At 53.5% G+C, this 13,652-nt stretch carries 13 protein-coding genes; 8 read left to right on the top strand and 5 right to left on the bottom strand.

Annotated elements, in window-relative coordinates; genetic code table 11:
• The first annotated feature begins 33 nt into the window (after window positions 1–33).
• The 3 genes from glgX (at window position 34) to DBY66_RS05390 (ending at window position 4,745) form a co-directional block, all read left to right on the top strand.
• Window positions 34–2,109, top strand: a complete 2,076-nt coding sequence (glgX, locus tag DBY66_RS05400) for a glycogen debranching protein GlgX (RefSeq protein ID WP_108569748.1) — start codon at window positions 34–36, stop codon at window positions 2,107–2,109.
• A 176-nt stretch (window positions 2,110–2,285) separates the two neighbouring features.
• Window positions 2,286–3,893: a methyl-accepting chemotaxis protein gene (locus DBY66_RS05395; RefSeq protein WP_108569749.1), complete on the top strand. Its 1,608-nt coding sequence runs from the start codon at window positions 2,286–2,288 to the stop codon at window positions 3,891–3,893.
• Window positions 3,894–4,400: 507 nt separating this feature from the next.
• On the top strand, window positions 4,401–4,745 hold the full coding sequence (locus DBY66_RS05390; protein ID WP_071668292.1) for a hypothetical protein: 345 nt from the start codon (window positions 4,401–4,403) through the stop codon (window positions 4,743–4,745).
• Window positions 4,746–4,779: 34 nt separating this feature from the next.
• Here the strand turns inward: DBY66_RS05390 and DBY66_RS05385 are convergent, their stop codons facing one another.
• Window positions 4,780–4,986: a type II toxin-antitoxin system MqsA family antitoxin gene (locus DBY66_RS05385; RefSeq protein ID WP_108569750.1), complete on the bottom strand. Its 207-nt coding sequence runs from the start codon at window positions 4,984–4,986 to the stop codon at window positions 4,780–4,782.
• 317 nt (window positions 4,987–5,303) lie between these two features.
• On the opposite strand from DBY66_RS05385, the gene DBY66_RS05380 reads away from it, so the two are divergent.
• A complete protein-coding gene (locus tag DBY66_RS05380) occupies window positions 5,304–5,912 on the top strand; it encodes an NAD(P)-dependent oxidoreductase (RefSeq protein ID WP_108569751.1) in 609 nt (202 codons plus the stop codon).
• Window positions 5,913–5,935: 23 nt separating this feature from the next.
• Here the strand turns inward: DBY66_RS05380 and DBY66_RS05375 are convergent, their stop codons facing one another.
• Complete coding sequence (locus DBY66_RS05375; RefSeq protein ID WP_108569752.1) at window positions 5,936–6,817, bottom strand: LysR family transcriptional regulator; 882 nt, start codon at window positions 6,815–6,817, stop codon at window positions 5,936–5,938.
• 137 nt (window positions 6,818–6,954) lie between these two features.
• Between DBY66_RS05375 and DBY66_RS05370 the strand changes: the two genes are divergently transcribed.
• Window positions 6,955–7,431 (top strand): glutathione peroxidase, encoded by a 477-nt coding sequence (locus DBY66_RS05370; RefSeq protein WP_108569882.1) that lies wholly within the window; start codon window positions 6,955–6,957, stop codon window positions 7,429–7,431.
• A 106-nt stretch (window positions 7,432–7,537) separates the two neighbouring features.
• On the opposite strand, the gene fhuE is transcribed toward DBY66_RS05370, so the two are convergent.
• Together fhuE and DBY66_RS05360 are read right to left on the bottom strand one after the other, a co-directional pair.
• A complete protein-coding gene (gene fhuE / locus DBY66_RS05365) occupies window positions 7,538–9,694 on the bottom strand; it encodes a ferric-rhodotorulic acid/ferric-coprogen receptor FhuE (protein WP_108569883.1) in 2,157 nt (718 codons plus the stop codon).
• A gap of 370 nt (window positions 9,695–10,064) precedes the next feature.
• The gene (locus DBY66_RS05360) at window positions 10,065–10,805 is read right to left on the bottom strand and encodes a sulfite exporter TauE/SafE family protein (protein WP_108569753.1); all 741 of its coding nucleotides are present in this window, start codon (window positions 10,803–10,805) and stop codon (window positions 10,065–10,067) included.
• Window positions 10,806–10,917: 112 nt separating this feature from the next.
• Here DBY66_RS05360 and DBY66_RS05355 point away from each other — a divergent pair, with 112 nt between their 5' ends.
• Both DBY66_RS05355 and DBY66_RS05350 read left to right on the top strand, forming a co-directional pair.
• Window positions 10,918–11,808: a LysR family transcriptional regulator gene (locus DBY66_RS05355; RefSeq protein ID WP_108569754.1), complete on the top strand. Its 891-nt coding sequence runs from the start codon at window positions 10,918–10,920 to the stop codon at window positions 11,806–11,808.
• 241 nt (window positions 11,809–12,049) lie between these two features.
• Window positions 12,050–12,289 (top strand): hypothetical protein, encoded by a 240-nt coding sequence (locus tag DBY66_RS05350; RefSeq protein WP_233499571.1) that lies wholly within the window; start codon window positions 12,050–12,052, stop codon window positions 12,287–12,289.
• A gap of 234 nt (window positions 12,290–12,523) precedes the next feature.
• Here DBY66_RS05350 and DBY66_RS05345 read toward each other — a convergent pair whose 3' ends face one another.
• Entirely contained in the window at window positions 12,524–12,904 is a 381-nt protein-coding gene (locus DBY66_RS05345) for a helix-turn-helix domain-containing protein (protein ID WP_108569755.1), read from the bottom strand.
• Between the two features lie 172 nt (window positions 12,905–13,076).
• Between DBY66_RS05345 and DBY66_RS05340 the strand changes: the two genes are divergently transcribed.
• A complete protein-coding gene (locus tag DBY66_RS05340; RefSeq protein ID WP_108569756.1) occupies window positions 13,077–13,541 on the top strand; it encodes an ester cyclase in 465 nt (154 codons plus the stop codon).
• The last annotated feature ends 111 nt before the right edge of the window (window positions 13,542–13,652 follow it).

Raw genomic sequence — 13,652 nt, 5'->3', positions numbered from 1 at the left:
CTGCATATCTGTTCACTGAATGGAGAGGATTAAATGTCAAACGGTAAGCCTGTTGAGATTACGGCTGGTACAGGGTATCAGCTCGGCGCTAACTTTGATGGGAAAGGCGTTAACTTCGCCCTTTTCTCCGCACACGCTGAGCGGGTTGAACTCTGCCTGTATGATCCGAGCGGTCAGCATGAGATTGCCCGCTTTGATCTGCCGGAATATACGCATGAAGTATGGCACGGCTATGTGCCCGGCCTGCAGCCGGGTGCGCTGTATGGCTATCGCGTGCACGGACCTTATGATCCGGAAAACGGTCATCGCTTTAACCCGAATAAACTGCTGATCGACCCGTATGCGCGGGAACTGCAGGGCGATATCGACTGGAACGAAGCGCATTTTGCTTACGAACTGTTGCATGAAGATAAAGATCTGACGTTTGACAGCCGCGACAGCGGTCCGTTTACGCCTAAATGCCGGGTGGTAAACCCGGATGAGTTTGACTGGCAGGATCAGAACCGGCCTTCCATTCCCTGGTCTCAGACGCTGATCTATGAAACCCACGTTAAGGGCTTCACACAGCTCAACCCGCTAATCCCGGAAAACATGCGCGGCACCTACGATGGCATGGGTAATAAAGCCACGGTGGATTACATCAAAAGCCTGGGTATCACGTCAGTAGAACTGCTGCCGGTACACTGGTTCCCGGACGATCAGCATCTGCTGGACAGAGGCCTGAAAAACTTCTGGGGCTACAATTCGCTGGCGTTTTTTGCACCCGCTACACGTTATTTTGGTCCGCGCGGCATTCAGGGCTTTCGCGATATGGTGCGCAGCTTCCATGATGCCGGCATCGAAGTGATCCTCGATGTGGTCTACAACCATACCGCTGAAGGTAACGAGCTTGGCCCGACGCTCTCCTTCAAGGGGATCGATAACTTCTCTTACTATCGCACCCTGCCGGACCAGCATCGTTACTATATCAATGACACCGGTACCGGAAACACGGTAAATACCTCGCATCCGCGGGTACTGCAGCTGGTGACTGATTCGCTGCGCTACTGGGCAGAATCGATGCATATTGATGGCTTCCGCTTCGATCTCGGCACCATCCTCGGCCGTGAGCCGGAGGGCTTCGATCAGCGCGGCGGTTTCTTTGACGCGGTAACGCAGGATCCGGTGCTGTCTAAACTCAAGCTGATTGGTGAGCCGTGGGATATCGGCCCTGGCGGCTATCAGGTTGGTGGCTTCCCGCCGGGCTGGGCGGAGTGGAACGATAAATATCGCGATACGGTGCGTGAATACTGGAAAGGTGACAACGTCTCGACGGACTTCGCCGCGCGCCTGCTCGGTTCCGGCGATCTCTACGATCAGCGCGGTCGTCGTCCGTGGGCCAGCGTCAACTTTATTACCGCCCATGACGGGTTCACGCTGAATGACCTGGTTTCCTACAACGAGAAACACAACGACGATAACGGCGAGGATAACAACGACGGTCATAACGATAACCGCTCATATAACTACGGTGCTGAAGGCGCAACCGAAGATGAGGGAATTATCGCCGTGCGCGAACGTCAGAAACGCAACTTCCTCGCCACGCTGCTCTTCTCCCACGGTACGCCGATGCTGCTTGCAGGCGATGAGTTTGGTCGCAGCCAGATGGGCAATAACAATGGCTACTGTCAGGATAGTGATATCTCCTGGCTCCACTGGGAAAACCTGCCGCCGTCGGCTGACGCGCTGCGTGAATTTACCAAACGCGTCATTGCCCTGCGTGCTAAACAGCCGCTGCTGCGCCGCGAAAGCTGGCGCGACGGCATGGACATCAAATGGTTTAACGCCGGCGGTGGTTTCCAGCAGTCGGAGCAGTGGGAAGAAGGCTCCACGCTGGGCGTCTATATTGGCCGTCCCGATCTGCAGCCGGAAGAAGGCATCTGGCACGACGTGCTGATGCTGTTTAACCCGTTTGAAGGCAATGTGCCGTTCCGCATTCCGCAGTTTGGTGAAGGCGGCTGGGTGCTGGAGCTGACCACGTCAGAGACCGCCAATGAGGGCCTGGTCATCACTCAGGAGCAGGATTTCGAACTGGAAGGGCGCAGCCTGGCGCTGTTCCGCCGTCCGTAACCCATTCCCCCGCGGAGCCGATCGCCGGCTCCGCATTTTTACCCGCCTGATGCACTAACTGTTAACGCCGTCACGAAAAAATCCTTAACTATTTTATCCTGCTGCCGATGAACCTCCATCGACCCTGCTTTTTGTGTGCCTTTGCGCCGGGGTGTAACGCTATTAAGGATAATAATATGACCATCTCGCAACGCCTGCTGCTCACGTTTTCTATGCTGTTCGGCGCGATTATTCTACAGGCTCTTCTGGCTATCTCCCTGCTCTCAGGCTTTCAGGAGCGCTTTGAATTCGTACAGGACAATGCCATCCCTTCAATAAAAGATCTCAGTGAGCTGGTGGATCAGAGCAATCAGCTGGCGCTGCTGCTCTATAAGCATCAGTCTCAGCCTGATGAGCGCGCGCTCCCGGTAGTGGAAAGCAGCATTCATCAACAGCTCGGGCTGCTGAAAACGCATACCGATTATTATCTCGCGCATGAGATATCGAGCGAGGAGGATAAGCGCCTTACTGAAGTCGCCTACGCCAGCCTGCAACGCGTTAACGACCACCTTCCGGCATTTCTCAGCGCCTCCCGTCAGCATCAAAACGCGGTCAGTCTGGCGTTGATTGAAGGCGAACAGGGGATCGGCGCCGCTATCCGGGAGCTTATCCGCGGCTATCAGCAGCAGCTGGAACTGAACATCACTATCAGCAATACGCTGCGCGCTGCCAACCGCGCAACATTCCATAATGTCCTGTGGGCCACCATCGCCGGCGTGGTCGCGACGGTCGTTGTTTTTGGTATCTTCGCGACCCTGACAGTGCTGCGCATTCGTCGCAGCCTGAGCCACGCCGGTCAGGTCATGCTGCGCGCCAGTGATAATCTCGATCTGACTCTGAATGCTGACGCTACGCGCCGCGATGAGGTGGGTAATATGGCTCAGGCATTCAACACGCTGATAGGTAACGTGGCCACCTCGCTGTCGGCGGTGCAGCACGCGTCCCGTTCGGTCAGCGGAGCAGCGGCAGAAATCAGCGCCGGTAATCAGGATCTCTCGGCACGTTCAGAAGAGCAGGCGGCTTCGCTGGAGCAGACCGCTGCCAGCATGACCGAGCTGGGCGAAACCGTACGCCAGACGGCTGATAATACCCGTCAGGCCAGCAGTCTGGCAGAACATGCCAGTACGCTGTCGGAACAGAGTAGCCAGTCACTCACTACCCTGCTCACCACCATGGGTGATATCCGCAGCAGCTCACGCAGCGTCACCGAGATTGTCTCGCTGATAGAAGGGATCGCTTTTCAGACCAATATTCTGGCGCTGAACGCTGCTGTCGAAGCCGCTCGCGCCGGCGAACACGGCAAAGGCTTTGCCGTTGTTGCCGGTGAAGTGCGGAACCTGTCGCAGCGTTCAACGTCTGCGGCACGGGAAATTAAAGTGCTGATTGAAAACGCACATCGCCTGACTGAAGCCGGGGCCGCACAGGCCAGCCACGTCAGCCAGAATATGCAGATAATGAATGATGCCATTCATCAGGTCAGCGCTCTGATGGGCGAGATTGCCGCCGCCGCCGTTGAGCAGAGTCAGGGCATAATGCAGGTTCAGCAGGCCGTCAATCAGATGGATGACGTAACGCAGCAGAACGCCGCGCTGGTGGAGCAGGCTTCTGCCGCCTCGCAGTCCCTGCAGGATCAGGCAGAGATGCTCAGCCAGCTGGCGGCGAAATTTATTCTCACCGCCGAGCCTGAAACCGCCCCGGCAGCGACCGGCGACTCAGCCGCAGCACCGGCATTCGCCTTTTCATAATACGGGAGCAAACCGGCGCAACCGTTTCTGCAGCGATCGGATGCGCGCCCTGTTCATCTCCTCTGGCGCCTGCCCGCGACGACGGGCAATGGCGGCAGAGCGATGCGGTTACGTCACTTCTGCGTTGATATCTGAAACGTTCAGAAACGCGCCGCAATAAAAGTCACGATCGTTTCGGGCAAAGAATAATCTTAAAGTTAGCTTAAGACTAAGACTGTAATCTGTTGAGTGCGCACTGCACATGCGATGCACGCGCGTACGAAGATGGTAATTTCTGGAATAATTTGCCCGCCCTGCGCGGGTTTTTTTAAGTCAAATTTGCACTAATCCCCGATAAAGCCACCACGCTTCGCTTTTTATCAGTACCACTCTAATATGAAGGCGGCGATAACGTTTGTGATCATCACGCCTGCACGCTTTTTTTGCCTGCAAAAACAGTACCTTTACGCACCGGAGAGATAGCCTATGCTGGCTGCACAATAAAATTCCACGTTAGAGGGATCTGTTATGTTTGCTGCGTCCGTACCCTGCACCAAAGAAGTCATGCCGTTGTATCATGAGATCATTGATACCGTTAATCTGAACGGCGTACGCTGCCACATCATCTATAACAGCGTGGCACCCAGCGTCAGCGTAATAGTGGCGGAGGTAAGCGAAATGCAGCATCGGGTGCTGGCTGTGCTAGAGCTGGAGCGCGTGAATGGGATTAATACTCTGCTGCGCATCAAATCATTTAGTACGGCGTCTGAACAGAAGCTGGCTGGCACTATCGTAATTGAACCCTGCGGCCTGGCTGCAGCCCTCTATAAAGCGCTGACAATAAAAAAGCATATTACGCTGACAGGATTGTAAGGCATGAAGCGCCCGCAGCGTGCGGGCTCTTCTGTCACTTTGTATCAGCTGCCGCAGCTTCCAGCGCATTAACCTTTTCCAGATATGAATCAGTCTCAGCCTTATCCATAATCACCTGGGCGCAGGCCATGCAATGGCTGCCTTTAACATCGGGTACGATGTCATCAGGATTACCTGTATTGAGCGGTACATCTCGCGTGTCGTAAACAAAAGCTTCTGAGCCACATGCCGGACATTTCATGCTATTTCTCCCTTTTTAAACCGGTGAAACAATCATAGCTGACAGACCTCAACCCGGCTGGCAACGGCTGACCAAATTATGCGGCGTCAGCATCACTATCCTGAGACATCGTCACCAGATTCGATAATTTCAGATATTTCACACTCTCGTTTAATCGCCCGCAACGCCCTGCCCCGGCTTAAGCATAAACAGGTGATTCGCTCATTTTATGCAACAGTTTGTCTCCTGGCGTGCTGTTTATCACTTTGCAGCGTACAGATAGAGTGTGTGTTATCAGCAACGGCCTCAGAGGCCCGATAACACTCAGGAGCAGCAAAATGAAAATTGCATTGATTGGCGCATCCGGACAGGCGGGTTCCCGCATTCTTCACGAACTGACTGCACGCGGCCATACCGTAACGGCTATTGCGCGCAATGCGGATAAGATTTCGCCAGCTGAAGGCGTTATTCCGGCCGCGGGTGATATCAACGATCCGCAGGCGCTGGCAGAGGTGCTGGCCGGGCACGATGCCGTGATCAGCTCAGTACACTTCAGCGCCAGCGATCCCGATAAACTGATCGACGCGGTAAAAGCGTCAGGTGTAAAACGCTATTACGTTGTTGGCGGCGCAGGCAGCCTGGAAGTTGCGCCAGGCGTAAAAGTGATCGATACCCCCACCTTCCCGGAAATGTACAAAACGGAAGCTGAGGCGGGCGTGCGCTTTCTGGAAAAACTGCGTGCGCAGCATGACCTTACCTGGACCTTTCTTTCGCCATCCGCCCTGTTCACGGCGGGCGAACGCACCGGTAAATTTCGCCTGGGGAAAGATACGCTGCTGACCAATGAGCAGGGTAGCAGCATTTCGTTTGAAGATTACGCCATTGCGATGGCTGATGAGATTGAAACCCCGGCGCACGCTAACCAGCGCTTTACCGTGGGTTATTAATGGTCGAAGCGCAGAGACGCACCTCAGGGCAGCCTGAGGTGCCTGACCAGATAGTCGATCAATACGCGCTGCGCCTGCGGCATCTTTTTCTGCGTGAGATAGACTGCACTGACCGCCAGCCGATCGGGTTCATATTCCGGCAGCAGCCTGACTAACCTGCCCGCTGCAATCTCCTCCTGCACGGCAAACAGCGGGAGCACAGCCATTCCGCCCCCCATTTTTACCGCTTTCAGCAAAATCGCTGCTTCATTGGTGCTGATACTGCCTGTTACGGGCAGGTCGATGACTTCATTTTCATGATGAAACCGCCACGCATGACCAAAACAGCTATAGGTCAGACAGTTATGATCCTGCAGCTCGCGCAGGCTGCCGGGGGTGCCCTGTTTATCCAGATAGGCTTTGCTGGCGCACAGCACTGAGGAGCAGTATCCAAGGTGACGCGCGTAAAGCGCCGGGGCGAGTGTGGCGGCGATGCGGATAGCCAGATCGATCCCCTCTTCTGCCAGATCAAGCGACCTGCCTGTAACCTGCAGATTAACCTCTATTTCCGGGTAGATTTGCAGAAAATCGATCAGCATGCCCGTCAGGCAGCACTCGGCCAGCAGGGCGTCAGCGGTGACTTTCAGTTTACCTCTCGGTACGGCAGTGATCCCCGGCCCCATCGCGGTAAGTCCGTCGGTGAGCGTCCTGATCTCCTGACACAGCAGCAGTGCCTGCTCGCCGGCGACGGTCAGGCTGAGTTTGCGTGTCGTGCGGTGCAGCAGACGCGAACCTGTCCACTCCTCCATCAGCGCAATGTAGCGTGATGCCATAGCCCGCGACAGGCCCAGATGCTCTGCCGCCGCCGTTATACTGCCTCGCTTTGCCGTCTCTGCAAAGACGATAAGCGCTGTGATCCTGTCCATTCACTCACCTCGTGCAACAATGCACCTGAAGTATGCCTGTTTTACTGTTGCGGCGTCTGATTATCATTAACAGCGGTAAACCCTGCAGGATGTTGATGATATCATCGCAGAATCTGTTGAGATCTGAGGCCACCCGCATGACCGTTTTTTACCAATTCTCCGCAACCCGCCTGCAGGGTGAGCCGGTTGCAATGTCTGACTACGCCGGTAAGCTGGTTCTGGTGGTGAATACCGCCAGCCACTGCGGGTTTACGCGCCAGTATGCGGGCCTTGAAGCGCTCTGGCAGAAGTACGCGGCACAGGGGCTGGTGATACTCGGTTTCCCCTGCAACCAGTTTGGCAAGCAGGAGCCCGGCACTGCCAGTGAGATTGCGCAGACGTGCCATATTAACTACGGGGTAAGCTTCCCGATGTTTGAAAAAACCGAGGTTAACGGAGCCGCAGCACATCCGCTGTTTGATTATCTTAAGACGGAATTACCTGGCCTCGCCGGCAGGCGAATCAAGTGGAACTTTACGAAGTTTCTCGTCGGACGCGACGGCCAGCCGTTAAAACGTTTTGCCCCCATCACCTCACCGGAAAAGATGGAGACGGCGATCGTTGCAGCTTTGTGATATAACGCGGCGGGTGCGCAGGATCTCATCTGCGGCAGGCGAAACGCATGACGTCTGAGACAGGCGTGATGATGCGAAAAGCTGGCCCCGGCAGGGCCAGCCGAAATCAGAAGCTGTAATTAAAGCTGACTGAATAATTTGCCGGCTCGTTGAACGCCACACCGCCCGCCGGGTTGGTGTTGTATTCACGATCGAACAGGTTTTTAACGTTACCCTGCACAGAGAGTTCGCGGGTAACCTGATAGCGTGCAAACAGGTTGACCAGCGGATAGCTTCCCTGATAGACACGCTCAGTCTCGCCGGCAGGATTAATCGCTTCCTTATAGGTACGATTCTGCCAGTTAATTCCCCCGCCGACGGTCAGGTCAGACAGCATTGGCAGAGTGTAGCTGGTGAACAGCTTCAGGCTTGTCTGCGGCATATAAGGATTAGTGCGATCGCCATCCGCATCCTTAGCCACATAGCGTGTGGCACCAAACGTTAACTTCAGGTTGTCTGTGACCGCACCATTGATCTCAAAGTCCACGCCGCGGCTGACCACGCCTTTGGACGATTTATAGGCGTTTTCACTACTATTGTTTACGTATCTGTTGCTCTGTACCTGTCCGAGATTCTCCTGCTCAATACGGAACACCGACAGGCTCGCCGTAATATCGCCGTTATCCCAGTCGCCTTTGATGCCCGCTTCGTAATCCTTACCCGTAACGGGCTTCAGGTAATTTCCCTGCTGGTCACGATACGTCTGCGGCTGGAAAATGGAGGTATAGCTGGCGAAAGCAGAGTAATTTTCATTGATGTCATAAACCAGGCCGCCGTAAGGCGTGATGTTATTCTTTTCCGTATCCGCCAGGGTGCCGTGCGCGCTGTACTGAGTGTAGCGTGCGCCTGCGATCAGCGAGAGCGGATCGGTCAGCGAGAATCGCGCTGCAGCATAGCCCGCCTTCTGCCGGATGGTATCTTCAGAAGAGAGCGCCCATGCTGGCCAGTCGGGCTCAGCCACATCGCCACTCCAGCTGTTCCAGTCACCAATTTCCGCAGGGGAGAGAATGGACGTTGAGTAGAGATAGCGGTTGCGCTGGCGGCTGTAATCCACCCCTGCCACCAGCTGGTGTTGACGACCAAACATTTCAAACGGCCCGGTTGCATAAGCGTCTACCGCCGTCTGGGTGCGAAGCCCCTTATACCATCCCGCATAACCGTAACCAGTGCTGTTAAATATACCGGTGGTCTGGTCCGGATATCCCGTCATGTAGAGCAGCTTGCTGTCAAAATCGGATTCGGTATGCGTGCCGTTCACCCGCACCTGCCAGCCGTTATCAAAGTTCGTCGTCAGGTTTGCAAAGACCTTACGGGACAGAATGTTGTAGTGGGTCCAGTTGGCAGAAGGGTTATCTGACCGATCGTAGTGAATTTTGCTACCGTTGCTGTACCAGAGAGGCAGGCCGCCCCAGGTCGGGCCATCAGTATTGCGTGACTGATAGTCATACCCCAGTTCCAGAGTGGTGTGGTCGGTGAGATCTGCCGCCACGGTGGCATACAGAAACTTCTTACGCTTATGGTAGCGGTCAACCCAGCTATCCTGATCCTGATACCCTGTCACCACGCGGCCGCGCAGCGTGCCGGTATCATTCAGCGGTCCGGAGAGGTCGGCTACATAGCGCTGATTGTCCCAGCTCCCGTAACTGGCGGAGAGATCGCCGGCAAAGGTTTTGCTGTCAGCTTTCTTGCGGATCATGTTTATGGCAGCCCCCGGATTGCCGGTGCCGGTCATTAATCCGGTGGAGCCGCGTACGATATCGATACGCTCATAGATCGCGGTGTCGCTATCGGTTTCACCAAAGTTCCACGCGCCGGTTTGCGTGGAAGGAATATCGTCGTAGGTGTAGTTGTTGATGTAGAAGCCACGGGAATAAAAATCCACGCGCTCGGAGTCATTCTGCGACGCCGAAATACCGGTCACGTTCGCCAGCGCATCGCCCACGTTTTGCAGGTTCTGATCTTTGATGCGCTGCCGGGTCAGCACGCTGACCGACTGCGGTATATCACGCTGAGTCAGATTCAGTTTGGTTCCGGCGCGCGTGGCCGGAACAGTATAAGCGCGTGCGGGATCAGGTGTGCTGTCATCACTGGTATCAGCGGTGACCACCAGCGACTGCTCGTTGCGGAGATCGCTCTCTGCTGCAAACGCGCTTTGAAGAGTCACGGCTTCAATAATACCGAGCGTCAATAGTGAATAACAAAACGTTTTGGTCATGCCTGGCATGGCAATGGCGCGAATAGTAGAAATCTCTTTGAAAGACAATTAAATACCTCATTTATTATAGTTAATGCTTTTGACTTACCGGCCTTATATGCCATTCATTAAGTGCATATATATGCCAGAAACAGGTCATGCATACGCTATAGTAAATGCAAATGATATTGATTGCCATTTAGTTTATTATCAAAACTCTCCCTCTTCTGCTGCAATACGCGCACGCTGATGTGCAACTGCAATGACAAACCGATGACGTTTAAAAATGGACAGCTATCAGAGCCGTTTACCTTAAGATCCCTGCCGGGTGAATGTGACGAGGATGCTGCAAATAGCCGGCGCGTTGTCATCATGTTGATGAGATCTGCTTTGTGGTAAATCAGACCAGGGAACGGGAGATAAGCTCTGCTCCCAATACCATCAGGAGCAGGAGAAAACAGCGTCTGAAAAGCCGCGCGCTGATATGCATCCGCAGTTGCTGTCCCAGCCACATACCCGCCAGCGCAGGTAATACGGACGTCAATGAGAGTGAGAGCTGCTCCGTTGTAAAGGTGTTGTGCAAATAAAGCCCTGCAGAGAGCCCTATCGTCGAAACGGTGAATGAGAGGCCCAGCGCCTGGACAAGCTCATCTTTACTAAAGTGAAGCGACTGAAGAAATGGCACGGCCGGCATAACAAATACGCCTGTTGCGCCGGTAATCACGCCGGTTATGCCTCCAATAATGGGTGACAGCCATTTCTCTGTGGTCAGTGAAACCGCAAAAGCAGGTGAAGCCAGCGCAAAGAGAGCATAGATAATTAACATCCCGCCCAGACCGCAGGCTGACCAGATGGGATCAACGCTGACAAGCAGCGAAGAAGCTGCGATTGTGCCCGTTAAACTAAGCAGCATCATCAGCCACAGACGGCGGATAATCGGCAGCGCTGAAGGGCCGGTAAAGAGCTGCAGCACATTGGTGACAAAAGAAGGAATAACCAGCAGAGCCGCTGCGGCTGGCGGAGACATAAGCAGGCCAAGTAATCCCATAGCCACCGTTGGTAAGCCCATTCCGGTTACGCCTTTAACAAAGCCGGCGAGTATAAAAATGATAAAAAAAGTGAGATAAAGTTGTTCGCTCATAAAACCGCCCCGCCTGATGATTGCAGTGATTCAACCATCCCGGCGATCGGTGGACAATCTGGTTTAAGCGCATCATGCTTCGGATAATCCGAAGGCTGAAAATGAGGTCACTATGAAGCTGGATTTTTCTGACCTGAAACTTGTCGTCTCCATTGCTGATGCAGGCAGTATTACCCAGGGGGCGCGGCATGCCTGCCTGGCAATCGGCTCAGCCAGTGAAAGACTCAGATCAATAGAAGCCGATATCGGGGCAAAGCTGTTTACCCGCCATCCGAGAGGGATCATTCTTACTGAGGCTGGCGAAATCCTGATCTGTCATGCACGTGAGCTACTCTTCCGCCAGGAGAAGCTGAAAGCTGAGCTGGGCGCTTACATTACTGGCGTAACCGGAAAAATAGGGTTGTATGCCAACACCTCAGCCATGACCGGGTTTCTGCCCGGCAGGCTTGCGCGATGGCTGGCAGAATATCCGGATGTGACTATTGAGCTGGAAGAGCGGAGCAGCGCAGATACCATTAACAGCATACATAATGGCACCGCTGAAGCAGGCCTCGTCTCAGATGCGGTTGATGCGCGCAACCTCACGCTTGAACCCGTAGCAGATGACAATCTTGTTCTGATTGTTCCATCCTCTCATGCGCCTGGTTCGAGAGAGCATGTCTCTCTCGCCGACGTCTATGATGAGCCTTTTATTGGTTTATACCCCGGTAATGCGTTGCAGGATCATATCAGCGGACATGCCAGAGCATCTGGCCACTCACTGAACTATCGCATCAGAATGAGCGATTTTGAGGGAATGTGCGAAATGGTCAGTAACGGTATCGGCGCAGGGGTTCTTCCTTTATTGACTGCTGAACGTTTCAGTAGCAAATTCCTTTACCGCATAGTACCCCTCACCGACCCGTGGGCGCAGCGGCGGATCTGCATTTGTTATAAAACGCTGCAATCGCTTAGTCCCGGCATGGCCAGACTGCTCGCTTTTCTCAGGATAAGGGAGGTGTAATTCTCTTGTCAGGCCGTTTTTGAATTTTGCCGTAAGCTTTAAACAGTTTTTAATTCAGCCTGCCAGCATTAAAAGCATGCGGCAGGCCAAACGCTTTTTATTATCAGAGGTACTGATGAAAACGCTGGTTATGTCTCTGCTCTTCATTCCATTCATATCGAATGCTGCCCTGACCGCACCTGATTATCCTGGCTGCAATGTCAACGTACAGCGTCAGATTACAGGCGAAACGGGAGGATCAATGTCCGACCCGCTGCAGGCTCATATCTCTGTACGCGCTAATATCCTGCAGGCAGATATCGGTACTGCCCGCAAAGCGCGTGTTCTGACTCAGTTGCGCGCCGATAAACTCTGGCAGCGTGTTGAGGTCGTGCGGCGTGATACTGACAGGTTAGTACAGAAACAAGGTTTTCTGAGTGCAGCTGAGCGTGCAAGTTACGATCGTGAACTGGATGATGTGGCCGCAGTGCTCTGTAGATAAATTGCCGGCTGCTTGTCTGGGGAACAGTACCAGGCAAAGTCATACGCGCGTTCAACAGCCAGGAGCCGTTACAACAACAGGGCATGACAGCGGCCGGAAATGACGCTCCATCGGGCGCTCAGGATTCATGCGGCAGACCTTCCCTGCCAGCATTGTGTTGCCAGGGTTTCCTCCCGACACAGATCCTGTTCAGCATACAGATATACCTGAGGTCGCAAACAGGTATGCCTCGTGCTATACCTTACGCTGCCGGTGCATTTTTCGGGATCGACAGATAGTGGCGTGGTTTTGTTCTGCCCAGTAAATAAGCTGTTGCATCGGTACCAGAAAAGATCTTCCGAGGTTCGTCAGCGCATACTCAACGCGGGGAGGAATTTCTGCATATACTGTCCGGCTGATATAACCATCTGTTTCGAGACGTTTTAGCGTTCGGGAAAGCATTTGCCGTGAAATATCTTCAATTTCCCGATTCAGCTCATTAAACCGTATTGTACGTTCTGCCAGCGCTTCGAGAATAAGTAAACTCCACTGATCCCCTATCTGATCCAGCACATCGCGTATCGGACAGAGCTGCCCGTATTGAGTGATAATTTCATCATCATTTTCATTTCCCATTTTTTGATATTGCCTCGTATTTGTCAGTCACTTTTCTGTGACCAGGTAAGAAAATTGTGACCTCTTGTTGAGGGCCAGAAAGCAAGGTAACCTGAATTTGTTCTACGGTCTATTTTTGTGACCACCTTTATATATCAATTCATCCAGAAGAGTTTTTGACAGGAGATCAATAATGAAGAAACGTATTCAGGCCGTGGTATTTATTACCGGAATGCTTATGGCCGGTTCTGCCCTGTCGGCTCAGACAGAAGCCGAACGTACAGATGAAGAAGCAAACCGCAGGCTGGTAATAGATTTTTATGATCGGTTTTTTAATCGTCATGAGACCAGGGAAGCAGCCAAAGTCGTGGCTGATAATTACCGTCAGCACAACCCGGAAGTCCCGGACGGGAAAGCACCGTTCGTCGACTATTTTACCGGTTTTTTCAGGGACAATCCGCAGTCGCATGCACGCATTGTACGCAGCGCTGTCGATGGCGACCTGGTATGGTTGCAGGTTCATTCGGTCAATAACAATCACGATCGCGGTCAGGCTGTGCTTGACATATTTCGGGTCAGCGAAGGAAAAATAGTAGAGCACTGGGATATTATTCAGAATGTACCGGAGCAGTCGGCCAACGGTAATACAATGTTTTAATTCTACGGCGGGTTAATTCAGCGCTTCCTCTTTTGATATATCTTCGGGCTTTTCTGACAAACCCGAAGATACACCTTGCCGCAACCACGTTATGTGTTAAACGATATACCG

It is taken from the genome of Pantoea sp. RIT413 (assembly GCF_003057675.2).
Taxonomy (GTDB): domain Bacteria; phylum Pseudomonadota; class Gammaproteobacteria; order Enterobacterales; family Enterobacteriaceae; genus Pantoea; species Pantoea eucrina.
This window is presented reverse-complemented; position numbering and strand designations above follow the sequence as displayed.